The organism is Edaphobacter lichenicola (assembly GCF_014201315.1).
GTDB classification, from domain to species: Bacteria; Acidobacteriota; Terriglobia; order Terriglobales; family Acidobacteriaceae; genus Edaphobacter; species Edaphobacter lichenicola_B.
Window position 1 is genome coordinate 647,896 of sequence record NZ_JACHDY010000001.1, and the last position, 22,655, is coordinate 670,550.

The following is a 22,655-nucleotide window of genomic DNA, read 5'->3' on the forward strand; positions in this document are numbered from 1 at the left end:
GCAACGATTTCTCTATTTGCTCGCGATTGTATGCCGCATCGTTCTTTTGACGAAATACAAAGCGCAGCACACGCCAGGAACTCTCCGTTCACCGTTTTGACGGATAGTTGGCGATAAATTCTCGTAGCACTCACAACCCGGGAATCGGTATGCCATCGGGAGGATTGTCGGCAACTCGGAGGTTACACCAGCGATGAGATGCGTCTGCCCGTAAAGTTTCGTGGCAGTATCCAGCAGCAACCCTCTTGACTCATCTGTTACTCTTGAATCAGAGAAAAGCTGTCGAAGCCCGGCCATCCAGGCCGGGCTTCCGCACTTAAGAAACCATAGGAAGTCCAGACCTAAAGTATCGCAATCGAATACTTTGCACACTTTAGGGTAGGAGGGGGAGTACCGGCAATGCACGACGCAGGAAACAGTAAACGAGAGCACAGAAGTTTGCTCTATCGAACTATCTCCGCTGTTCCGACATATTTATTTTGCGCCCTCGTGCTCGCCTCCGGGTCCATCAACGCACAGCTCCCGGCAGGCGCCATCGACACCACCGCCGCTCCCAAAACCGCACCGATCGACCCCGCCCGCGCCCAGGCCAACGAAGCCCTCGACAAGCAGGACTATCCCACCGCCCTCAAGCTCCTCACCAACCTCACTGAAAAATCCCCCACCGACGCCCACCTCCTCTACGACCTCGCCTTCACCCAGGACGCACTCGACCAGACCACCGCCGCCGAAGCCACCTACCGCCGCGCCATCGCCGCCGACCCCACCTACTTCGACCCCCATCTCGCCCTCGGCCTCCTCCTCGCCCGCGGCGGCCGCCTCACCGACGCCCACGCCGAACTCCTCAAAGCCACCACCCTCACCACCGACAACCCAGCCCTGAAAGCCCGCGCCTTCCGAGCCCTCGCCCGCATCGACCAGACCGCCAACCCCGCCGCCGCCAGCGACGAACTCCTCTCCGCCATCAAGATCACCCCCGAGACCCCCGATGACATCCTCCTCTCCGGCGAACTCGCCGAAGCCTCCGGCGACTACACAGCCGCCGAGCTCGCCTACCGCCGTCTCCTGGCAGTCGACCCCCAGAATCACGACGCCACCGCCGCCCTCACCCATCTCCTCCTGCGCCAACAGCGGCCCGACCAGGCCGAATCCCTCCTCACCGCCGCCCTCGCCAAAGACCCCGACAACCCTACCCTCAACGCCCAGCTCGCCAGCCTCTACGAGCAGCAGGGCAAGACCACCCAGGCCATCCCCCTCGCCGCCAAACTCCACGCCGCCCACCCAGAAGACGCCGCCATCACCCGTCTCCTCGCCCGTCTCTACAGCCGAAACCAGCAGTACGACCAGGCCGCCCCCCTCTACAACGGCCTCCTCACCAGATCCACGCAGGACCCGACCCTCCTCGACGACAGCGCCGACGTCCAGATCCACCTCAAAAACTTCGCCGAAGCCGAGGCCCTCCTCAAGCGCGCCCTCGCCCAGCCGAACGCCTTCCCCAGCAAAGACGACCTCGCCCAGGCCGCCAGCCATCTCGCCTTCGCAGCGTCCGCAAACAACGACCCCACAACAACCTTGCAAGCATTATCTATTCGTGATAAAGTGCTGCCACAGTCGCCGTCATCTCTGTTCCTCGCGGCAACTGCGCACGACAAACTGCACCACACCAAACAGGCGACCGACCTGTACAAACAGTTCCTCTCCGTGGCAAACGGCCAGTTTCCGGACGAGGAGTGGGAGGCCCGCCACCGTCTCCTCACCCTCGATCACCTGAAGTAGGCAAGCGCTCCCTTCGAGGTGCGTTATGAAATCGATCCGTCGGTTCGCTCTTCTTCTCTCCCTGCCGCTGCTTCTGTCCTCCCCCGCAACCGCTCGAGCCGCCTCCTTTGACGACAGCCTTCCCACTGCCCAGGCCCTGGCGCAGCTCGAACTTCGTGCCCAACAGGCCAATCCCCGCGATCAGTGTTTCCTCTACACTGAGCTCGTCCACGTCATGACCGAGATGGCCGGCAAACAGATGCTCAACGGCGACGTCGATCAGGCCACCGCTACCCTCAAGAAGGTCAACGCCTACGCGATGCTCATCCACATGGATATCGCCAGCAACTCCAAGCGCCTCAAGAACGCAGAAGAGCTGATGCATCACACCTCCTATCGCCTCGGCGAGTATCTCCATAAAGCCTCCAATGAAGATCGCGACACCCTGCAGGCAACCCTCAAGCAGCTCGACCAGGTCCACGACGAACTACTCGCTCAGGTCTTCAAACACTAAGAACCAGACACCAGCAATCAACCATCAGGAACCGATGCTCCGCAGACTCTCGCTCGTCCTTCTTCTGCTCTCGCTTGCTCCACACCTTCCCGCCCAGCGCACCGACGCCTCCCTCTCCGACGGCGAAGTCGAGCAGCTCCGAGAGGTCGCCTACTATCCCAACGATCGTGTTCTCCTCTTCATCAAGCTCCTCGACGCCCGCAACAAATCCATCCAGGATCTCTTCGCCAGTCCGCGTAAACCCGGCCGCGAGCAGGACACCCACGATCTCCTCGAGCAGTTCACCGCCATCGCCGACGAGCTCAACGACAACCTCGACGACTACGCCCCCCGCCACCGCGACATCCGCAAAGCTCTCCCCAAGCTAGTCGAAGCCACCGAGCGCTGGGCCTCCAACATCAAAGCCCCGCCCGACAACGAAACCTACAACGTCTCTCGCAGGCTCGCCCTCGAAGCCGTCCACGACCTCCACGATCAAGCCACCCAACTCATCGAAGAGCAGAAGGCCTGGTTCCTTGCCCACCCACCCCCCAAAGAAAACAAGAACGCCCCCATCGACCTTCCCCGATAGCCTCGAAGAAACTGTCCTGCCGGACGGGCCCACTGCGCGGGCAGCGGTCACTTCGTGACGCGTATACCCTGTCTTGGCAGATCATCGGCGCAGGTCCTCCCGTTGGTCGGAACCAACTTCTCTTCCGACCAACGGGAGGACCACGCGAAGCGGTATACAAGTCACGAAGTGACCGCCCCACGCGCAGTGGGCCCGTCCGGCAGGACATTAGTCTAAGCGAACCTACCAACGCACTCCTCCACAGCCTCCCCTCTTATAAAATCGTCCTGTAGCACCAAGACAAGGACGAAGCCCTGACCACCCCGAAGCATCCCGGCCCCTCCCCCCTGCGCCAATTCCTGCAGCTCTTTTCATCGCCCTCGCCCACTCTCTTCGACCACATCCCACCACCCGCAGCGCCGATCCGTCCTCACACACCACGCAAGCCCCGCGCCGCAAAATCCAAGTCCGCCGCCACCTCCCTCGTAGCCGTCTTCGAGGAGCAGTACCGCGAGCTCCGCCCCCGCGCCCCCATCCCTCCACTCGACATCCGCTTCCGCCGCTTCACCTCCCTCAACACCACCATCCGCCTGCGCGAAGGCCGTCTCCACGTCCGCCTCTCCGACCTCCTCGAGTCCGCACCCGACTCCATCCACCACGCCATCGCCCACATCCTCCTCGCCAAGCTCTACAAGAAGCCCATCGCCCCCGCCCACGCCGACCGCTACCGCCGCCACGTCTCCTCCGAGGCCATCTCCCGCCAGGCCGAGCACATCCGCCAAACTCGCGGCCGCAAGCGCCTCTCCACCCCCTCCGGCCATCACTACGACCTCAACGAAGTCTTCGAATCCCTCAACACCCGCTTCTTCCACGGACTCCTCGGCCGCCCCACCCTCACCTGGTCGGCCCATCACGCCCGCCGCATGCTCGGCCACTACGACGCCGCCCACAACACCATCGTCGTCAGCCGCGTCTTCGACCGTCCCGACACCCCCCGCTGTGCCATCGAGTACCTCCTCTACCACGAGATGCTCCACCTCAAGCATCCCGTCCGCGTCAAAGCCGGCCGCCGCTGCGTCCACTCCCGCGAGTTCCAGGCCGAAGAGCGCCTCTTCCCCGAGCTAGAAGCCGCCAAAGCCTACCTCAAGCGCCTCTAAACCCTTCCCCTGCAATCCGCGCAGCCCAAAATTTCACGCGCTGGCATAAGATCCCGTGCTACGATTCCGCAAAGCGAAGTCACCGTCGTCATTGCATCGGAAGCACGCGTAGGAATTAACAATCTCGAAGTCACCCGCCAGTCGCAACGGCTAATAGCAGAGTTACCTTCCGCAAGCAAAATCCAAATCACAAGAAAGAGCAGGTAGACCCCAATGGATCTCTCCAAACGAGCAGCAGCGGAGTTCTTCGGCACCTTCTGGCTTGTCTTCGGCGGCTGCGGCAGCGCCGTCCTCGCTGCGGCCTTCCCCAATCTGGGAATCGGCTTCGTCGGAGTAGCTCTGGCCTTCGGTCTCACCGTCCTCACCATGGCCTTCGCCATCGGCCACGTCTCCGGCTGCCACCTGAACCCCGCAGTCTCCATCGGCCTGGTCGTCGGCAAACGCTTCTCCCCCTCCGAGCTTCTGCCGTACATCGTCGCGCAGGTCCTCGGAGCCATCGCCGGCTCCGGCGTCCTCTACCTCATCGCCAGCGGCAAGCCCGGCTTCTCCCTCGCCGCCGGCTTCGCCTCCAACGGCTACGCCGACCACTCCCCCGGCGGCTACTCTCTCCTCGCCTGCTTCGTAGCCGAGGTCGTCCTCACCGCCTTCTTCTTGCTCGTCATCCTCGGTGCCACCGACGAGCGCGCCCCCAAAGGCTTCGCCCCCATCGCCATCGGCCTCTGCCTCACGCTGATCCACCTCATCAGCATCCCCGTCACCAACACCTCGGTCAACCCCGCCCGCAGCACCGGGCCAGCCATCTTCGTAGGAGGCTGGGCACTCAGCCAGCTATGGCTCTTCTGGGTAGCGCCAATCCTGGGAGCAATCCTCGGCGGCCTTGTCTCCACGGCCTTCTTCGCTGCCCCGCAGCCACCCCTCCGCGAAGAGATGGCCCGCGACAAACCCTAGATGCCCACTGCGCATGACGCGGGCGGGCGTTCACACGCCTTTTTAAAGCCTCGCGTGCCTCCCGTTGATCGGAATCAACTTCTCCTCCGACCAACGGGAGGACCAGGCAAAGCGGTATACAAGTCACGAAGTGACCGCCTCGCGCGCAGCGAGCCCGTCCGGCAGGACACAATCCCTAAGAACTAACCTCAACCACCGGCGCCACCACCACACTCCCCCGCCGAGTCACCACCAGCACAATCAACCCCACCACCACCGACCCCAGCGCCGCCACCTGCGCATTGCTCATCCCCCAGTAAAGCCGCGGATTCACCCGCACAAACTCCACCAGAAACCGCGCAATCCCACTCAGAAAAAGATAAAGCCCAGTCATCCATCCCAGCGGCCTCGCCCTCTTCCCTAACCGCCAAAGCAGCCACCCCAGCGCCATCGCAAACAGAAACTCATACACCGGCGTAGGCTGCACCAGAGCATCCGGCGGAGTCGGCAACACCAGCGCATCCTTCGCCATATGCACTCCCCACGGCAACGTCGTATTGATCCCGTAGTCCCCATCGCCCGAAGTCAAACACCCAATCCGCCCCACGCCATATCCAATCGCCGCCGCAGGAGCCGCCAGATCCAGCATCCGCACCGCAGCCTTCCCCCCACTCAATCCATCAGGCTTAGCAAGCCGACCCTGCCACATCAGCATCGCGATCCCAGCCAGCATCCCGCCGAACCACGCAAACCCCGCCTGGAACCAGTGCAGAAAGTCCATGGCCACCGCAAACGGCCGATGCCATCCCGGAGCGATAATCTGCCGAAACGCCGCATAAAGATCCGCCGGATTCTGCAACTCATGCCACGCCTTCGCGCCCAGCACTCCCGCGATCACCACAAACGCCACCACGTTCAGCGCATCAGCACCCACGCCGTTCCGAACAAAGTTCTTATGCAGCACCACCGTCGCCGCCACCGCCGCCAGCCACAACAACAACCCAAACGTACCCAGGTGAATCGGGCCAATATCGATATAGGGAAACATAATCCTCGCTCTATAAAAGTATAACGGCCTTTGCCTCAGCCCCCCACTCGCGTTAGCCTATCCCTTATGGCCACCAGCACGCCCGTCTTCCCCCCCGCCGCAGAGATGGAGATTCTCTTCTCCAAACAACAGATCGCCGACCGCACCCGCGAGATAGGAGCCCAGATCTCCGCCGACTACAAGGGTCAGTCCATCGTCCTCATCGGCGTCCTCAAAGGCGCAGCCATCTTCCTCGCCGACCTCGCCCGCGCCATTCAGGTCGACAACACCTTCGACTTCGTCGCCGTCTCCAGCTACGGCCGCGCCCGCGTCTCCTCCGGCGCCGTCAAACTCATCAAGGACATCGACAACCCCATCGAAGGCAAGCACGTCATCATCGTCGAAGACATTCTGGATACCGGCCTCACCCTCAGCTACCTCCGCGGCCTCATGCTGCAACACAAGCCCGCCTCGCTAAAGATCGCCAGCTGCCTCGACAAACCCGAGCGCCGCCTCGTCCCCATCGAAGCCGACTACGTAGCCTTCAGGATCCCCAACAAGTTCGTCATCGGCTACGGCATGGACTACGCCGAGCGCTACCGCGGCGTAGAAGACATCCGCATCTTCCCCTCCGACGTCGCCGGCCACTAGCCACAGCCACACATTTGCCTTGCTTTTTTTGTACAAACGTACACGTTGTACTGAGTGTACCGGGACAAAGTCGTCGTCATGTCTGGGCGTTCCACGGAGCAGATACGCGAGTTGCTCCGCTCAAACCTGATTACGTCATCACGGGCGGGAGCTAATCAGAACTTCGAAACCGAGGAGCATACATGTCAAAGGTTCGTGTCGCGGGATTTGGTATTTCGTTGGACGGTTTTAGCGCAGGGATAGAGCAGAGCCTGGACGATCCGCTGGGCAAGCGCGGTCCAGAGATCTTTCAGTGGTTCTTCCATACCAGGACATTCTGCGCCATGCTCGGCAAGGAAGGCGGATCTATCGATGTCGACGACGTGTTCGCACGGCGGGGGATGGAAAACTTTGGAGCCTTCATCCTTGGCCGCAACATGTTCGGTCCGGTGCGTGGCCCATGGCAGGACGACTCGTGGAAGGGATGGTGGGGGCCCAATCCGCCCTACCATGCGCCGACCTTCGTTCTGACGCACTACGAGCGCGAGCCGCTCGTGATGGAAGGCGGGACGACCTTCTACTTCGTCACCGGAGGAGTCGAAGAGGCGCTGAGGCTCGCGAAGCAGGCAGCGGGCGACAAGGACGTCAAGATCGGAGGCGGTGTCTCCACCGTGCGGCAGTATCTGCAGGCGGGGTTGATCGATTCCCTTCACTTTGCACTGGCACCGGTTGCCCTAGGTCAAGGGGAGGCACTGCTTACCGGTCTTGACCTGCCCGCGCTGGGATTCTCTGTGACGGAGCACGAGGCGACCGAGCACGCGACACACGTTGTGCTGGAGAAGCAGCGAATTTGAACGAAATGATGAAGGAGAGCGAGCAGCGGCGGCGAAGGACATCACGCGGTAAGGAGCAGACCATGCCAGTGCATAACAAAAGGTCAAGCGTTCTCTAGCTACTTACATCTCACGCGATTATCGTGCGAGGCGACGATCTGCCATGTACCGCCGCGCTTCAGCCACGTGTCAGTCCAAACCTGGCACACCTTTATGTTCGGTTGGGACTTGTCTTTGCCGACAGCATGTTCGCTGCCGTAGACAACGGCAAAACTGTCTCCGAAGAAACGCACTTTAGCCTCATCAAGTCCGCACTCATGAGCGGTGCGTGCGCCCTTCTCGTCCTTCAGTTCATCAGCTTTTGTGAAGCGCGCACCTATCGTTGAAGTGCCTTGGAAGTCGTCGGCAAGCAGACCAGCGACGACACCGTTATCAACACATACACCCTCAGCCCACTTGCGCTCCATCTCGATGATGTATTTCGCGGTTTTATCATCCGCCGAAGACCAGTGACTCTGCTGTGCGTATGCCTGAACAAGCAACAACGTCGTCGCGATTGCCACCGCGAAGATTCGTAAACGCGTTTCTCGCATGGCGGAATCCTACACTAGCTCCGATAGTGACGCACTATAACTGCACATTCGGTTATTTCGGTTGCGTGTCGGCAAACCGCACCTTACTCTCCTGAGCTCGAATCGGATATTGTCCTGATCGAACCGCAAACCGCGGCACCGCACGCCTTCGGAGTGGATGATACTTTGCACGCTAGATGGCAGCGTAACGCTGCACTGGGTGGCAGAATTGATTGTATTCAGCGCACCCACGCCTCGTCAGAAGCTACCCTTTCGCGGCCTACTCGGAATTCAGCGTCCAGATCGTCAACGTCGCAGTGTTGTCATCGACCGCCGCCAGGATCGCCTTGTCCTCCGTCGTCCGCACAGCTAAACCAAACGATCCGCCCTGGGCCGGATCCACCGGGATCTGCTTCACAAACCTTCCGTCCGTCGTAAACTCGACGATCTCGCTCGGCTGATTGGCATCGGGATTGATGCCATCGTTGTTGGTCACCAGCAGGTGGCCATTCGGAGCCATCGCCAGCCCCAGCGCCCCATGCAGATGAACATTGTCCTGATAAACAACCGTTCCCAGTCCACCATCCATCTGACGATCCGCCGCATCCCACACCGCGAAGACGGCATTGTCCCCCGTCGAAGCAACAAACAGCACGTCGCGCCGATCGTCGTACACCAGTCCCGTAGGAGCCACAAACAGCGTCACCGGATCGCCGCGGTGAATATACCCCGAAGCAATGGTCTTCGTACTCCGCAGCGTCAGGCCGCCTGAGCTTACCTTGAAGTCCATTCGGATAACCGTCCCGGTCAGTGCATTGGAGACAAACGCAATTGCCCTGTCTCCACCATCAACCAGCGCCATGTCCCACGGCCCCTGTATCGCCGCATTCGTGATGGTCTGTATCAGCTTGCCCTGATTGTTGATGACCAGCAGCGACCCTGGCCCTGCCGTTGCTGCGGTGCCGTCCACCGTCGGCGCGTTCCCGACAACCACAAACCCAACCTGCAGCGTTCCCAGCGCCGTAGAAAGCCCCAGCGGTTTTTTACCCTGGAAGAACACGGTCGGCGATCCGCTCTTCGGCACCCTGACGATGGTCGTTCCCGTACCCTGCTGATTCATGCTGTTGTTGAAGTTCGAGACCAGAATGTCTCCACGCTTCAACGGCCCTGATCCAGCCTGAAAATTATCCCCGACAAACGCAACCCCATACGGATTCACATCCCCATTACTCGGCACCGTCGAGACACTTCTCACCGGGCTCGGCAGAAAAGCATCGTCGCCGTCACGGTGTTGCGCGAGTCCCACTCCAGTCGCACAGACCAGCAGCCAGACCAGCAGCGTAACGGCTGTAAAGGTTTTGCTCCAACCAGACCTGCTTCCCTGGCGAAGCAGCGGCGCATCTATTCCACGGCGCGAGAAAGATTCGTAGATTCGCATTTCGTTGTACCTCGAAGCGAGACATTTCTGCCTCGAGTGAGATCACGGCGGCGGCACCCATCTCTCAGCAGCAAGCGAAACAATAGACCACTCACATCAACCATGTCCGTAGAAGGCGCAACGAATGACAAAACAATTACAACTAAATGACACAGTAACCATTGCCTCTGGTCACTCGGCCCACGCGAAGAAATGCGCTGTCTTAATCTCGAGGCGCAAACTTCATCTTCAATCACCCATGAATAATCGACTAACTTCGAAGATCAACCAGCCTCGCATCTCTCTCACCGGCGAATACGCCCAACCCAAACTCCGCCGCCAGCAACTCATAACTCCGCAGCCGCTTCGCCTGATCCCACACAATCGTATTCACGATCAGCTCCCCGATCCCCAACTCCTCCGCCATCGCCTCCATCTGCTCCCGCACCACCGCAGGAGTCCCCACAAAGTACCGCGGCCACTCCCCCTCCTCCTGCCGCATATCGCCCAACAGGTACAACTCACGCGCCGCATCCTCGGGCGATGCCACCGGCCGCCGATCCCCCTGCCGAATCCGCCGCTGCAGCAGCCGCACGCTCGAAAACAGAAACTCCGCCTCCTCCTGCGTCTCCGCGCAGATCACACCTACCGCCACCGTAGCCTCCGCCGCCTTCCGGTAAGCACTGGCAGTAAACCCACGCCGATAAGTCTCAATCGCCGCCCGCGTATTCACCGGGCTGAAGAAGTGCGCAAACGAATAAGGCAGCCCAAACTCCACCGCCGCCGCCGCGCTCCACATGCTCGACCCCAGCATCCACACATCCGGCCCACCCGGCATCTCCGGCGAAACCCGAATCCCCGCAAACGGATGCCCCTCCGGAAACCGATGTCCCAGAAACGCCAGCAGCTCGCTCACCTGGTCAGGAAAATCATCCAGCATCTTCGTCTTCCTGTCCCGCTTCAGCGCCAGCGCCTCAATCGGCCCACCGCCCGGCGCGCGCCCGATCCCCAGGTCCACCCTGTCCGGATACAGCGCATGCAGCATCCGAAAACACTCCGCCACCTTCAGCGGCGTGTAGTGCGGCAGCATAATCCCGCCCGACCCAATCCGTATCCGCTTCGTCTCCGCACCAATCCGCGCCAGCATCACCTCCGGAGCCGTACACGCCAGCGTATCCATCGCATGGTGCTCCGACATCCAGAACCGGCTATACCCCAGTCCATCCACCAGCCGCGCCAGTTCAATCGAGTTCGCCAAAGCCACCCCGGCAAAACTACCCGCAGGCACCGGCGACTGGTCCAGCACCGAAAGTCGCAATCCGTTCTTCAAGCCATTATTGGTCACACTCTTTTGATGTAAAAAAACCGAGATCGAACCACCCCGGCGCGCAAGTCATCACACCCGTTAAGCCAGCCCCACCCCCCGTATGATAGAAAGTAACCCGGCGCGATCACCTTCCCACGCCGAAGGAGCACTTTTTTGAACACGCTGTCCATCACCGATCCGCTCCCTCACGGCCCAGAGCACTTCGACGCCGCAGCCTTCGCCGCCCACACCCTCTCCTCGCCGCAAAACCTCGCCGCCGTCCTTGACCACACCCTCCTCAAGCCCGACGCCACCCGTACCCAGGTCCTCCAGCTCTGCAACGAAGCCGCCGAACACCGCTTCGCCTGCGCCATGATCAACCCCGCCTGGGTCCCGCTCGCCACCGCCGCCCTCCAGGGCACCGGCATCCCCGTCGGCGTCGTCATCGGCTTCCCCCTCGGCGCCACCCTCGCCATCTCCAAGCGCGAAGAGACCGCGCACATGCTCAAGCACGGCGCCCACGACATCGACATGGTCCTCAACGTCGGCCTCCTCAAGTCCGCCCAGTCCGCAGACTACGAAGCCATCCGCCAGGACATCCACGGCGTCGTAGAGATCGCCCACGCCGCCGGAGCCATCGTCAAAGTCATCCTCGAAACCTGCCTCCTCACCTTCGAAGAAAAGCTCCGCGCCTCCGAGCTGGCCCTCTCCGCCGGTGCCGACTTCCTCAAAACCAGCACCGGCTTCTCCACCGGCGGCGCCACCGCCGACGACATCGGCCTCCTCCGCGGCGTAGCCGGCACCCGAGCAGGCGTCAAAGCCTCCGGAGGAATCCGCTCCCTCGCCGACGCCACCACCATGCTCCGCGCCGGCGCCTCCCGCATAGGAGCCAGCGCCAGCGTCAAAATCGTCAACGAGCTCGCCGGACACGCCCCAGACCCAGCCGCCCCAGCCCCCACCTACTAACTCCAACGAAGGGGAAGTGGTGAATCCCCAGCATTTTGCCAGAACTACCACACATGCAGCCTCAGCAGTTGCCGTTGCTTCTAGGTACCCCAAGGCTTTAGCCTTGGGTCTCTCAGCCAGCGAAGAGAGTGGGGCTTTAGAGGCTGCTGAAAAAACCTGTATTGCTTAAGGGCACGGCTTCAGCGGTGCTATAAGTGTCCTGTTTGCAATGCGGCTTTAGCCGCTGAGGTACGCTTTTCTTCCTCCCGGGCACATTTTCAGCACCCCCTTTAGCCCCTGGGGTATGCCCTCCTCTCCCAGCCGAGTCCTCGACCGCCGCAAGCTCATCCCCTGCCAAATCCCCTGTCAAGCCCCCAAACAACCAATCCCCTTCAAAGTCAAAAACATAGCCATGGCGTATCAGTTCCACCCACTCCGCTATAATAACTACAGTGTTCATTCTTTTGACCCCGGTCACCGGGGTCGTCTCATTTAACCAGGCAGCTACACCCTTAAACCCTTTGGAATGAGGATTCTGCAGCTAAACCTTTTGCAATCTTATTTTTGCGAGGTACCACCCTCTGCAAATCAAACAAAAATAACCTACTTACACGACAATAATATGGGGGGGACCCCCGACTGACAGGAGCGAATGAATCAGGCGATCACAACCGGAGAGGAGCCGCAAGATAGAACACTCATCCCGGCTCCTACAGAGGAACCCGGCCCGCTCGTCCACAACGATCCGCAATCCCCATCAGGCACTCCCCAAACCCAACCTCACCCGGTAATATCAACGCAAAGCAGAATGCCTTCCCCCATCAAACCGAGCTCCACGCCGCCTCCCGCTCCCGAAGCACCTGTGCCCGAGCACCCCTACGAGGGGGACTACCGCCCCCCCACCCAGCAACTCTTCCACTCCCACGCCGCCGACCCCAAAATTCGCGTCGAGCCCCTCCAGGTCGAGTTCCTCCACAACCTCGCCGACGCCCTCAACACTACCCTCGACCTCAACACCCTCATGCACCGCGTCGCCGACCTCGTCCGCGCCGTCATCGACTACAAGATCTTCGCCATCCTCCTCGTCAACGAGCGCGCCGCCGACCTCCGCATGCGCTTCCAGATCGGACACTCCACCGAGGTCGAGCGCATGCGCATCAAACTCGGCCGCGGCGTCGCCGGTCAAGCCGCACTGCAACGCAAATCTCTCCTCGTCGAAGACGTCACCACGCAGGAGAACTACATCGACGCGAACCCCAACGTCCGCTCCGAGCTAGCCGTCCCGCTCGTGGTCAAGAACAAGGTCATCGGCGTCCTCGATCTGCAGTCCGAGACCATCGGCTACTTCACCATGGAGCACCAGCGCCTGCTCGAGCTGGTCGCCTCCCGCATGGCCATCGCCATCGAGAACGCCCGCCTCTACACCCGCGTCTCCCGCCAGGCCCAAACCCTCGCCGTGCTCAACGACATCTCCCGCGAGATCACCAGCATTCTCGATCCCGACGACCTCCTCGAGCGCATCGGCCAGCTCCTCAAGCGCGTCATCGACTTCCACATGTTCACCATCCTCCTGTGGAACGACCGCACCCAGCTCTTCGAGCACCGCTTCTCCTCCCGCTTCGGCGAACGCGTCACCCGCGAGCGCACCATCGCCCTCGGCGAAGGCCTCATCGGCACCGCCGCCCAGCTCCGCGAGCCCATCCTGGCGCCCGACGTCCGCAAGGACCCGCGCTACGTCGAAGCCAACCCCGAGGTCCGCTCCGAACTCGCCATTCCCCTCGTCTACAAGGGCGAGGTCATCGGCGTCCTCGACCTCGAACACACCCGCGTCAACTACTACAACGACGACCACCAGCGCACCCTCTCCACCCTCGCCTCACAGGTCGCCATCAGCATCGCCAACGCCAAGCTGTATCAGCGCATCCACGAGGAGGAGCAGCGCATGGAGCGCGACCTCGACATGGCCCGCCAGGTCCAGCTCCGCCTCATGCCCTCGCACCCGCCCAAGCTCGAGCGCGCCGAGATCGCCGCCCGCTTCGTCGCCGCCCGCTCCATCGGAGGCGATGTCTTCGACTACCTCGACTACGGCTCCGGCCGCATCGCCATCGCCGTAGGAGACGTCAGCGGCAAAGCAGCTCCCGCCGCGCTCTACGCCGCCCTGGTCAGCGGAATCCTCCGCTCCCTCGCCCCCCGGCATCTCTCTCCCGCAGCCATGCTCGTCGCCCTCAACGACCAGCTCCAGGAGCGCAAGCTCGACTCCCAGTACGTCACCATGCTCATGGCCGTCTGGGACGACAACAACCAGACCCTCCAGATCGCCAACGCCGGCTCCGTCCAACCCCTCTTCGTCGCCGTCAACTCCGACACCACCAAGCCGCCCAGCGTCCGCACCATCAAAGCCGAAGGCTTCCCCCTCGGCCTCTTCCCCAACGCCGAGTACGAAGAGTTCACCCTCTCCACCCGCCCCGGCGACCTCATCGTCTTCTTCTCCGACGGCATCGTCGACGCCGTCAACGCCACCGGCGATATGTTTGGCGACGAACGCCTCACCCAACTCCTCGAGTCCCAGCACCAACCCGCGGCCCAGTTCACGGTAGACGCCGTCCTCCAGGCCGTCACCGACTTCCAGGCCGGCACCGCTCACTTCGACGACGAGACGATCGTAGTCCTGCGCGCCACCGGCCAAAGCACCTGAAGCAGCCCGGAAAGGGTATACCCCACCTCTTAGAGCTGTAACGATTCTTTAAAAAAATCACCATCTACCTAAGAGTGAATATTTGCCCTCAGCAGGCCATAGTTTCCTGAGTCGCAAAAGGAGATAAATATGAGTGCATTTTGTCGTCAGCTTTATAAGTATTTGGGCAGTGCAGCTTCAGATTCATTGTCCAACACAGAATATTTTGCATTAGTCCACCACTATAACCAGCATTGCTAAAGAGGGCTATATGGAACGCCATGAAAACAATGAGATGTTCAATCCTTATGGCATAGCCGATATTACTGCTGAAGAGCAGAATAGAATTAGTTCAAGTCTTCAGCAATTTCGCACTAATGCCAAAACAATATTGAAAAAAGAAGATGCTAGATTAGACGATGGTATAAAACAGGTCAAAGAACTCAAAAATGCAACTGACAAAGAATTGAAGGCTCTCCTAGGTGAAGAGCGGTTTCATTCTTTTATGGCACATATAACAGGAACCGGATCTTAGAACCTGAGATAGTCCCGATAGTTTGTGGGCCCGTACGGAAGGACGTTTTACATCGCAACAACAGTAGAGGACAAAAGAGGCCTGCCTCCGCGCAGACCCCTTTCATTTACTAACCTCTATTCGGCATCAGGCAAAGTTACTATCGTCTCCGCCACCCGACGCATCATCCCCAAAATCCCCACTATCATCGAACGAAGCATCATCGCTAGAGCTATCCGAGTCGAAGCTGGCATCATCACCAGCACCCGTGTCTGCCCCATAAAGCGAGTCGCGATCGTTTGAGGACGTATCCGAGCCGCCACGCGATCCAACGTCCTTATCCTCTTGCTGCCCCAGCGACCTCTCATCCGCCGAGACATCGCGCCCTCCGCGATCATCGCCATAGTAGTTATTGACGATCTCCTCGGTCGGACGCTGACCACCCTCAAAGCCGCCCAAACCCTGGCCGCCGCCATACCCCGCCTCATGCCCAAACCCATGCATCAGCGACTCCACGCCCTCAAACGCCAGCGCTCCCGCCGCAACCCCAGCAGCCGTCTGCATAGCACCCCGCAGAAACCCACCGCCGCCCATCCCCCGCGGAGCACCATACTGAGGCGGAGCATACTGCACCGGAGCCCCATACTGAGGAGCAGCGCCATACCCACCACCCACCGGAGCATACGGCGGATAAGCCGGCCCCCCCTGTTGCGGATAGGCCTGCTGCGACGGAGGCGGCGGGGGTGGCGCAGGCTCCTCGTTGCGCCCCAGTAAACTCCCCAAAAAACTCGTCGCATGCTTCGGCTCTGGATGCTGTTGCATCTGCTCGATCTGCGCCTTCGCCTGCGTCAACTGTGCCTGCGCCTGCTCCAGCGCATACTTCTGCACCAGCACCGTCTGCGCCAGAATGTACAACGCATCCGGACTCCGTCCCAATCCCTGCTGCAGCATCTGTTCCGCGTCCGTATCTTTCTCTGCAAGCTGTGTCTTCTGGATGCGGTCGATCAGACCGCCAATCATGTCCTGTTCCTGAGGAGTCATCTTCAATCCCTTTCCGTTATCCTGCACCAACTACTCACAGCGCCCGCACAAAATCTGTGGCTCACTTCCAATGGACGTACACCACGCCGCAACGTCGACACCAACAATCACCGGCAGTACAAAATAACATCCCGTCTCAATGCTCATAGGATGCTCCGCGCCTCTCTCAAGACAACCTACGCAGGCCAGTCTACTTTCGTTCACTCCTCGAACCCACGCGTTTCGTCATCCATCCTGACCTCGTCTGAGCCCTTCTTCAGCTTTACTTAAGATTCACCAGTTCCTAACACAGCCGGCATAGAGTCCTCTCCGTAACTCAGCACAAAAATCAACACCACGGAGACACTAATGCAACCCCTCTTTCCGAAGTCAAAAGGTTCCTGGCAGACGCTCCTCAAAGGAGTCGCAGCGCTTTCCTTGGCCACTCTCGCCGGCATTCCCGCCAGCGCGCAGGATCGCGACCACGACGAACACATACACTTCTTCCCTGGCAATCTCGTCGTCAGCCGCAGTCTCTACAACAACAACGCCAACAACGTGAAGGTGGGAGCTTTACTCCCCCCGAACTGCGCCGACACCGTTGGTCCCTGCGTCGCTGCGGTCAACAACGGTACCTATCCCTTTGTCTTCAACAACGATACCGTCGACAGCAGCTTCGGCATCACCTCCAAGATCTACCTCGACCAGATCACCCCCTGGGGCTTCCTCCTCGACAGTCTTGAGGTGCCCAACAGCTCCCTGAGAGACATCAGTAGCGAGAGCAACCAGCTCGTGACCAGCTTCAGCTCAAAATCCGAGATCGCTCTCAACCTCTCCACCGATGGCAAACTCCTCACCTTCATGGGCTATGTCGCACCCATCGACGCCATCGATGCCTCCAACTCCAACACTCCCGGCGTCATCGATCCCTCCAACCCTGTAGGCGTCAGCTACTATCGCGCCGTCGCCACGGTCAACCGTTCCGGCAAGTTCACCTTCACCGAAACCAACGCCTATAGCGGCAACAACGGCCGCGCCGCCATCCTGAACAACACCAACGGCGCGAACTTCTTCTACACCGCCGGCAACGCAGGCAACGGCTCCAACCCTCAACCCAACGGCATCATCCTCGGCGCTGGTACGCAGATCATCGATCCCTCGAAGGCGCCTGAGAGCTTCCAGACCCCCACCGCTCCCACCCCTGTCGGCAGCTTCTCTGTCACCAAACTCGGCGACAAGGCCGACAAGATCGGCAAGGACGACAATTTTCGCGGCCTGACCATCTTCAACAACGTCGTCTACTTCACCAAGGGTAGCGGAAGCAATGGCGTCGACACGGTGTACTTTATCGACACCACAGGCACTGCATGCCCCAAAGGCGTGGGCGTTCCTGCCGTCGGAGCAACCCTGCCCATCTCTCCTCTTGCCTATGACGCAACAACTCTCCAGACCTCAGGCTTGCCGAGCAACATGTGCATTCTCGCCGGCTTCCCCACTGGGTTGGCAAAGACCGCCAACCCAGTCGCAGCTCCCTTCGGCCTCTGGTTTGCTAACGCAGAGACCCTCTACGTAGCTGATGAAGGTGACGGCTTCGCCGGCGATACCACCCTCTACACTCACGCTGCTGCACAGACCGCTGCTGGCATTCAGAAGTGGATCTTCAACTCCTCGACCCAGACCTGGAACTTCGCTTACACGTTGCAAAACGGTCTAGAGCTTGGCGTTCCCTACACGGTCAACAAATACCCCGCCGGCACCAACTCAGCCACCGGCCTTCCCTGGGCGCCTGCCACCGACGGCGTCCGCAACATCACCGGCTCCGTCGATGGCGGTAAAGTCACCATCTACGGCATCACCTCCACCGTCAGCGGCAGCGGAGATCAGGGCGCCGATCCAAATCGCCTCGTAGCCGTCACCGACGTTCTCTCCAACACCGACGCGACAAAGGCCGCCACGGAGAAGTTCACCATCGTCCGTAAGGCCGACTTCGCCGAGGTCCTCCGCGGCGTCTCTTTCACCCCTGGCACATCATCGAACCACGATCGCTGGTAGTCGGAGTTCACCCAAAACGCCTGTTCAACAACGCATCGCGGCGGAGCCCCTCTCCCGCCGCGATGCGTTTATTCCGTCCATCTACACAAAACTCCCAAGATCAACAGAAAGCCTCTAGCACATCTCCTCTTTGGAGGTATATGAAGTAAGAGCGTAAGCGATATCACACCCGCCTCCTCCCGCTACCTCGAGGCCCCTGGCCGTCTTCCGCGGCTCTCCCAATCACGCAAAAGGATTGTAAGCTAGAACCCAATGCCTTCCTCTTCCATCACGCAAACCATCCGTCCCGCGCGCAACTTCCAGGGCTCCCTCACCCTCCCAGGCGACAAATCCATCTCCCACCGCTACGCCATGCTGGCCGGCCTCGCCGAAGGCACCACCCGCCTCTCCAACTTCTCCACCGGTGCCGACCCCCACTCCTCCCTCGCCTGTATGGAGGCACTCGGCGCAACCGTCGTCCACAAAGAAGACAAGACCATCGAGATCACCGGCACCGCCGGCAAATTCCAGCAGCCCTCCGCACCCCTCGACTGCGGTAACTCCGGCTCGACCATGCGTATGCTCGCCGGCCTTATCGCCCCTCATCCTCACACCTTCACTCTCATCGGCGACCACTCCCTCACCCACCGGCCCATGGAGCGCATTCGCAAACCCCTCGGCCAGATGGGCGCAAAGATCGATCTCGTCGAAGGCCACGCCCCCATCACCGTCCACGGCGGACCGCTTCACGCCATCGACTTCGACACCCCCATCCCCAGCGCCCAGGTCAAAACTGCGGTCCTCTTCGCCGGCCTCCAGGCCAACGGAACCACCAGCCTCACCGAATCCATCCGCACCCGCAACCACTCCGAACACGCCCTCCAAGCCTTCGGCGCAACCCTCAACCGCACCAGCTCTCGAGGAGGAGAGGTAGCAAAGCTAAGCATCCCCGGTAACCAAACCCTGAAAGCAATCGACGCCACCATCCCCGGCGATATCTCCTCCGCTGCCTTCTTCCTCTGCGCCGCGCTCCTTTTTCGCGACTCTAACCTTATCCTCGACAGCGTCGGCATGAACCCAACCCGAGCCTCTCTGCTCGACGTCATCACCGCACTCGGCGGCAAGATCAAAGTCCTCAACGTCGAAGAGCACCATGGCGAACTCATCGGCACCATTCAAGTCAACGTCTCGCCCAACGGCCTCCGCGGCATGCACATCGGCGGAGCTCTCGCCGCCCAGATCATCGACGAACTCCCCGTCCTCGCCGCCATCGCCCCCTACACCCACGACGGCATCACCATCCGCGACGCCAAAGAGCTTCGCGTCAAAGAGTCCGATCGCATCGCTCTGGTCGCAAAAAACCTCCGCGCCATGGGAGCCGAACTCACCGAGCACGAGGACGGCTTGGTGATCCCCGGCAACCAGAGCCTTCACGGAGCACAGATCGACTCTGGCACCGATCACCGCATCGCCATGGCCTTCTCCATCGCCGCCCTGCGTGCCACCGGAAACACCGAGATCCACGGAGCCGAATCCGCCGCCATCAGCTTCCCCGAGTTCTTCACCCATCTCGACAATCTCTGCCAACGCTGAGCCGCCGCCTTCAACACCTGCAATTTGCTAAGCTGATTTCAATCTCCCAAGGTCCATGCAAACACCCGCGGGCGGCTCCCGCCCCATCCTCATCACCGAGATCGAGCAGTTCGGCGGCTCCGAGCGCAGCGTCCTCGCGCTCTCCCGCTGGCTCCATCAACGCAACCTGCCCAATCACGTCGTCACCTACTTCGACCGCTGCAACCTCGCTCAATACGCCACCCACCCCCTGCAGGTCGTCGAGCTCAATCCCGCACCAGGACCACGCAACAAGATCGCCTCCCTCCGCACCTACTTCAACCAGCAGTCTCCAAACTCACCCAAACCACTCGCCTCCGGCTATCAACCTGCCCTTCACGCAACCCTCGCCGGACAACGCGGATTCCACACCCTCATGCACGACACGCCCTCTCTCTTCGGAGATCAGGAGACCCGCAGCCTCTCCACAAGCCTGCGCATCGCCGTCTCAAATCGCATCATCGGCTACGGCCTGCGCTCCGGCGGCAACACCATCGTCACCAGCGAGTATCTCCGCAGCGAATGCCGCAAGGACTTCAACATCGACGCAAAGATCGCCCGCATGGGCGGCCTCGTCACCAGCACCTCAGCCCCTCTCGTTCACCCGGTAAACGACCGGCTCCGAATGTTCTCTGTCTGCCGCATCGAGCCCAACAAGCGCATCGACTGGATCATCCGCGCCCTCGCCGAACTGGAGCGCGGCAACAAACCACTCTCCTCCGTCATCGACTGGAGACTCGACCTCGCCGGCAAAGGCTCCCTCATCCCAAGCCTTACCCAGATGGCACAAACCCTCGGCATCGGCGACCGCATCCACTTCCACGGCTTCGTTCCCGATGACGATCTCGAGCGGCTCTTCTCACAGACCCACCTCTTCCTCATGCCCGCCGTTCAAGGCTACGGAATCCCCGCCATCGAATCGCTCCACCGCGGCATTCCTGTCCTGCTCCATCGCGAATCCGGCGTCAGCGACATTCTGCTCGACACCCCCTGGGCAACCGTCTTCACCGGAGGGGAAGAAAACATGACCCCAGCCCTCCAATCTGCGATCGAAGGCATCCTCCAGGGCAAGCATCACGCCGTCCCACAGCCTCATCTCCCCACCGAAGACGAATGGGCCGAACGGGTCGCAACCCTTTGCAATTGGTTGTAACCAAAACCGTTACATTTTGTAGCGGCCCATGTCATCGTCATTCAGGTTCTCAAGCCACCGCCGCATCTCCTCAGCATTCACATTCGGTGTGCCGCTGGCAGCCTGCTTCGAGCTTTCAAGTACCGTTCGATTGACATAGATAGGGCAGTCCCACCGCAGCGCCAGCGCAATCGCATCCGACGGCCGCGCATCCATCGTCACCGTCTCGCCCGCATGATCCATCCAGATCACCGCAAAAAACGTATCATCCCGCAGCTCCGATACCACCACCTTGCGCACCTCGGCATTCAGCCCACGAGCCATGTTCTGCAGCAGGTCGTGTGTCATCGGACGCGGCGTAGCCGTCTTCTCCAACTCCAGCGCAATCGCATTCGCCTCAAAAATCCCCACCCAGATCGGCAGCACCAGATCGCTCCCAACATCCTTCAGCACAATGATGGGCATGTTCGTGACCGGGTCCATCATGAGCCCGCGGATCTGCATCTCCACTTCATCAGGAGCCTGCACGACGGGTTGAACCGAAGAGGGATTCATCAGTTAAGCACCACAAAATCCGCAGCGCGTTGCACCGCCACAAAAGGCAAAGGGTCCGCCTCGGCGATCGCCTCACCCACCAGGCAGTTCGGCAGAGTCTGCGTAATCCGCACCGGCAGATAACTCCCAATCGGAGGCTGAGCCTGCACAATCTGCGCACCAATTCTTGAGACAGCAAAGTTCACCGTCTTATTCTGCGAGCTCCGGCCGACCACCTGGTTGCGCGAAGGATTGTAGCTCTCCACCATCACCTCCTGCACCTCGCCCAAATGCCGTCCATAGTGCTCCCGCTGAATCTCTCGCTGCCGGTCCATCAAAATCCGCAACCGCTCCGACTTCACCTCATCCGGAATACTGTCCGCCATCGTCACCGCAGGCGTGTTCGGTCGCGGCGAAAACTTGAACGCAAATACCGCGTCATACTTCACCTCGCCCACCAGCGTAATGGTCTCCTCAAAGTCCGCGTCCGTCTCGCCCGGAAAACCCACGATCATGTCGCTGGTAATGCTGATGTCGCGCTTCGCCGCCTTGATCCAGCTCATTCGCTCCAGATACCACTCCCGCGTATACTCCCGCGACATAGCCTTCAGCACGGCGGTCGACCCTGACTGCACCGGCAGATGAATATGGTCGCAGAGCGTCGCCGTATCGTCGATCGCCTGCACAATGTCCCGCGAAAAGTCTCGCGGATGCGAAGTCGTAAACCGCACACGCCGAATCCCTGGCAGCTCCCCAACCGCAACCAGCAGCTCCGCAAACGACATCCGCCCCGAAGGATCACGGTACGAGTTCACATTCTGACCGAGAAACTGAATCTCCGTGAACCCAAGGTCCACCATCTTCTTCGCCTCAACCAGCACCGAAGCCGCAGTCCGGCTGCGCTCCTTGCCCCGCGTATAAGGCACCACGCAGTAAGCGCAAAACTTGTCGCAACCCTCAATAATTGTGATGTACCCACGATGCGGATTCGACCGCGCCGTAAACTCCGTCTCAAACGTCAAGTCCGTCAGCCGGTCATCGAGCCCCGTAATCCGCTCTTCCCCAGCCTCCAGCCGCCGCAGCATCTCCGGCAGATTCCGATACGAAGCCGACCCCGCCACCATCGACACATACGGAGCCTTCTCGAAGATCTTCTCGCCCTCCTGCTGAGCGACGCAGCCCAGCACGGCGAACTTCTTCCCCTCACCCTGCAGCTTCTTGTACTCATTCAGTCGGTGAAACACCTTCTGCTCCGCCTTATCGCGAATCGAACAGGTGTTATACAAGATCAACCCGGCAGCGTCTTCATCCTGCACACGGGCATACCCCTGCTGCTCCAGCGTCCCGATGACCTTCTCCGAGTCATGGGCGTTCATCTGGCAGCCAAACGTCTCAATATAAAAAGTCTTACTCACACCTACAGTATAGCCGTTCGCTAACTCTCGATTGACAGGGGGTTGGCAGCGCCAAGGGTTCACAGGGATTAGTTTTGAAGAGTTTGATTTT

At 60.4% G+C, this 22,655-nt stretch carries 21 protein-coding genes; 13 read left to right on the forward strand and 8 right to left on the reverse strand.

Annotated elements, in window-relative coordinates; genetic code table 11:
• Positions 1-438: 438 nt before the first annotated feature.
• The 3 genes from HDF09_RS02705 to HDF09_RS02715 are packed head-to-tail and all read left to right on the forward strand — an operon-like array spanning position 439 to position 2,840.
• Positions 439-1,776, forward strand: coding sequence for a tetratricopeptide repeat protein (locus HDF09_RS02705; RefSeq protein WP_260180886.1), 1,338 nt, complete (start codon positions 439-441; stop codon positions 1,774-1,776).
• A 25-nt stretch (positions 1,777-1,801) separates the two neighbouring features.
• Positions 1,802-2,269 carry a hypothetical protein gene (locus HDF09_RS02710; RefSeq protein ID WP_183761058.1) on the forward strand — a complete coding sequence of 156 codons (468 nt, stop codon included), beginning with the start codon at positions 1,802-1,804 and terminating at the stop codon, positions 2,267-2,269.
• Positions 2,270-2,303: 34 nt separating this feature from the next.
• Positions 2,304-2,840 carry a hypothetical protein gene (locus HDF09_RS02715; RefSeq protein WP_183761061.1) on the forward strand — a complete coding sequence of 179 codons (537 nt, stop codon included), beginning with the start codon at positions 2,304-2,306 and terminating at the stop codon, positions 2,838-2,840.
• Positions 2,841-3,190: 350 nt separating this feature from the next.
• Here the strand turns inward: HDF09_RS02715 and HDF09_RS21065 are convergent, their stop codons facing one another.
• Positions 3,191-3,730 (reverse strand): hypothetical protein, encoded by a 540-nt coding sequence (locus tag HDF09_RS21065; RefSeq protein ID WP_311718474.1) that lies wholly within the window; start codon positions 3,728-3,730, stop codon positions 3,191-3,193.
• 12 nt (positions 3,731-3,742) lie between these two features.
• Here HDF09_RS21065 and HDF09_RS21070 point away from each other — a divergent pair, with 12 nt between their 5' ends.
• Both HDF09_RS21070 and aqpZ read left to right on the forward strand, forming a co-directional pair.
• A complete protein-coding gene (locus HDF09_RS21070) occupies positions 3,743-3,976 on the forward strand; it encodes a M48 family metalloprotease (protein ID WP_306458008.1) in 234 nt (77 codons plus the stop codon).
• Between the two features lie 213 nt (positions 3,977-4,189).
• Positions 4,190-4,924 carry an aquaporin Z gene (gene aqpZ, locus HDF09_RS02725; protein ID WP_183761064.1) on the forward strand — a complete coding sequence of 245 codons (735 nt, stop codon included), beginning with the start codon at positions 4,190-4,192 and terminating at the stop codon, positions 4,922-4,924.
• Positions 4,925-5,099: 175 nt separating this feature from the next.
• Here the strand turns inward: aqpZ and HDF09_RS02730 are convergent, their stop codons facing one another.
• Positions 5,100-5,951 (reverse strand): prolipoprotein diacylglyceryl transferase, encoded by an 852-nt coding sequence (locus HDF09_RS02730; protein ID WP_183761067.1) that lies wholly within the window; start codon positions 5,949-5,951, stop codon positions 5,100-5,102.
• A 66-nt stretch (positions 5,952-6,017) separates the two neighbouring features.
• On the opposite strand from HDF09_RS02730, the gene hpt reads away from it, so the two are divergent.
• Together hpt and HDF09_RS02740 are read left to right on the forward strand one after the other, a co-directional pair.
• Complete coding sequence (gene hpt / locus HDF09_RS02735; RefSeq protein WP_183761070.1) at positions 6,018-6,581, forward strand: hypoxanthine phosphoribosyltransferase; 564 nt, start codon at positions 6,018-6,020, stop codon at positions 6,579-6,581.
• Positions 6,582-6,763: 182 nt separating this feature from the next.
• Complete coding sequence (locus HDF09_RS02740) at positions 6,764-7,414, forward strand: dihydrofolate reductase family protein (protein ID WP_183761073.1); 651 nt, start codon at positions 6,764-6,766, stop codon at positions 7,412-7,414.
• Positions 7,415-7,512: 98 nt separating this feature from the next.
• Here HDF09_RS02740 and HDF09_RS02745 read toward each other — a convergent pair whose 3' ends face one another.
• The 3 genes from HDF09_RS02745 to HDF09_RS02755 form a co-directional block, all read right to left on the reverse strand.
• Positions 7,513-7,986, reverse strand: a complete 474-nt coding sequence (locus HDF09_RS02745) for a nuclear transport factor 2 family protein (protein WP_183761076.1) — start codon at positions 7,984-7,986, stop codon at positions 7,513-7,515.
• A gap of 259 nt (positions 7,987-8,245) precedes the next feature.
• The gene (locus HDF09_RS02750; RefSeq protein ID WP_221269983.1) at positions 8,246-9,403 is read right to left on the reverse strand and encodes a YncE family protein; all 1,158 of its coding nucleotides are present in this window, start codon (positions 9,401-9,403) and stop codon (positions 8,246-8,248) included.
• Between the two features lie 250 nt (positions 9,404-9,653).
• Positions 9,654-10,700 carry an LLM class flavin-dependent oxidoreductase gene (locus HDF09_RS02755; RefSeq protein WP_260180887.1) on the reverse strand — a complete coding sequence of 349 codons (1,047 nt, stop codon included), beginning with the start codon at positions 10,698-10,700 and terminating at the stop codon, positions 9,654-9,656.
• Between the two features lie 162 nt (positions 10,701-10,862).
• Here HDF09_RS02755 and deoC point away from each other — a divergent pair, with 162 nt between their 5' ends.
• The 3 genes from deoC to HDF09_RS02770 all read left to right on the forward strand — a co-directional run bounded on the left by deoC (position 10,863) and on the right by HDF09_RS02770 (position 14,842).
• Positions 10,863-11,654, forward strand: coding sequence for a deoxyribose-phosphate aldolase (deoC, locus tag HDF09_RS02760; protein WP_183761079.1), 792 nt, complete (start codon positions 10,863-10,865; stop codon positions 11,652-11,654).
• Positions 11,655-12,441: 787 nt separating this feature from the next.
• The gene (locus HDF09_RS02765; protein ID WP_183761082.1) at positions 12,442-14,328 is read left to right on the forward strand and encodes a SpoIIE family protein phosphatase; all 1,887 of its coding nucleotides are present in this window, start codon (positions 12,442-12,444) and stop codon (positions 14,326-14,328) included.
• A 250-nt stretch (positions 14,329-14,578) separates the two neighbouring features.
• A complete protein-coding gene (locus HDF09_RS02770; RefSeq protein ID WP_183761086.1) occupies positions 14,579-14,842 on the forward strand; it encodes a hypothetical protein in 264 nt (87 codons plus the stop codon).
• A gap of 126 nt (positions 14,843-14,968) precedes the next feature.
• Here the strand turns inward: HDF09_RS02770 and HDF09_RS02775 are convergent, their stop codons facing one another.
• Positions 14,969-15,862, reverse strand: coding sequence for a DUF2076 domain-containing protein (locus tag HDF09_RS02775; RefSeq protein WP_183761089.1), 894 nt, complete (start codon positions 15,860-15,862; stop codon positions 14,969-14,971).
• A gap of 348 nt (positions 15,863-16,210) precedes the next feature.
• Here HDF09_RS02775 and HDF09_RS02780 point away from each other — a divergent pair, with 348 nt between their 5' ends.
• The 3 genes from HDF09_RS02780 to HDF09_RS02790 all read left to right on the forward strand — a co-directional run bounded on the left by HDF09_RS02780 (position 16,211) and on the right by HDF09_RS02790 (position 20,636).
• Complete coding sequence (locus HDF09_RS02780) at positions 16,211-17,893, forward strand: hypothetical protein (protein WP_221269984.1); 1,683 nt, start codon at positions 16,211-16,213, stop codon at positions 17,891-17,893.
• 252 nt (positions 17,894-18,145) lie between these two features.
• Positions 18,146-19,465, forward strand: a complete 1,320-nt coding sequence (gene aroA, locus HDF09_RS02785; protein WP_183761092.1) for a 3-phosphoshikimate 1-carboxyvinyltransferase — start codon at positions 18,146-18,148, stop codon at positions 19,463-19,465.
• Between the two features lie 55 nt (positions 19,466-19,520).
• Complete coding sequence (locus HDF09_RS02790) at positions 19,521-20,636, forward strand: glycosyltransferase family 4 protein (RefSeq protein ID WP_183761095.1); 1,116 nt, start codon at positions 19,521-19,523, stop codon at positions 20,634-20,636.
• A 9-nt stretch (positions 20,637-20,645) separates the two neighbouring features.
• Here HDF09_RS02790 and HDF09_RS02795 read toward each other — a convergent pair whose 3' ends face one another.
• Positions 20,646-21,170 carry a bifunctional nuclease family protein gene (locus tag HDF09_RS02795; RefSeq protein WP_183761098.1) on the reverse strand — a complete coding sequence of 175 codons (525 nt, stop codon included), beginning with the start codon at positions 21,168-21,170 and terminating at the stop codon, positions 20,646-20,648.
• The gene (gene miaB / locus HDF09_RS02800) at positions 21,170-22,564 is read right to left on the reverse strand and encodes a tRNA (N6-isopentenyl adenosine(37)-C2)-methylthiotransferase MiaB (protein ID WP_183761101.1); all 1,395 of its coding nucleotides are present in this window, start codon (positions 22,562-22,564) and stop codon (positions 21,170-21,172) included. Before miaB ends, HDF09_RS02795 begins: the two co-directional genes overlap by 1 nt.
• Positions 22,565-22,655: the final 91 nt, after the last annotated feature.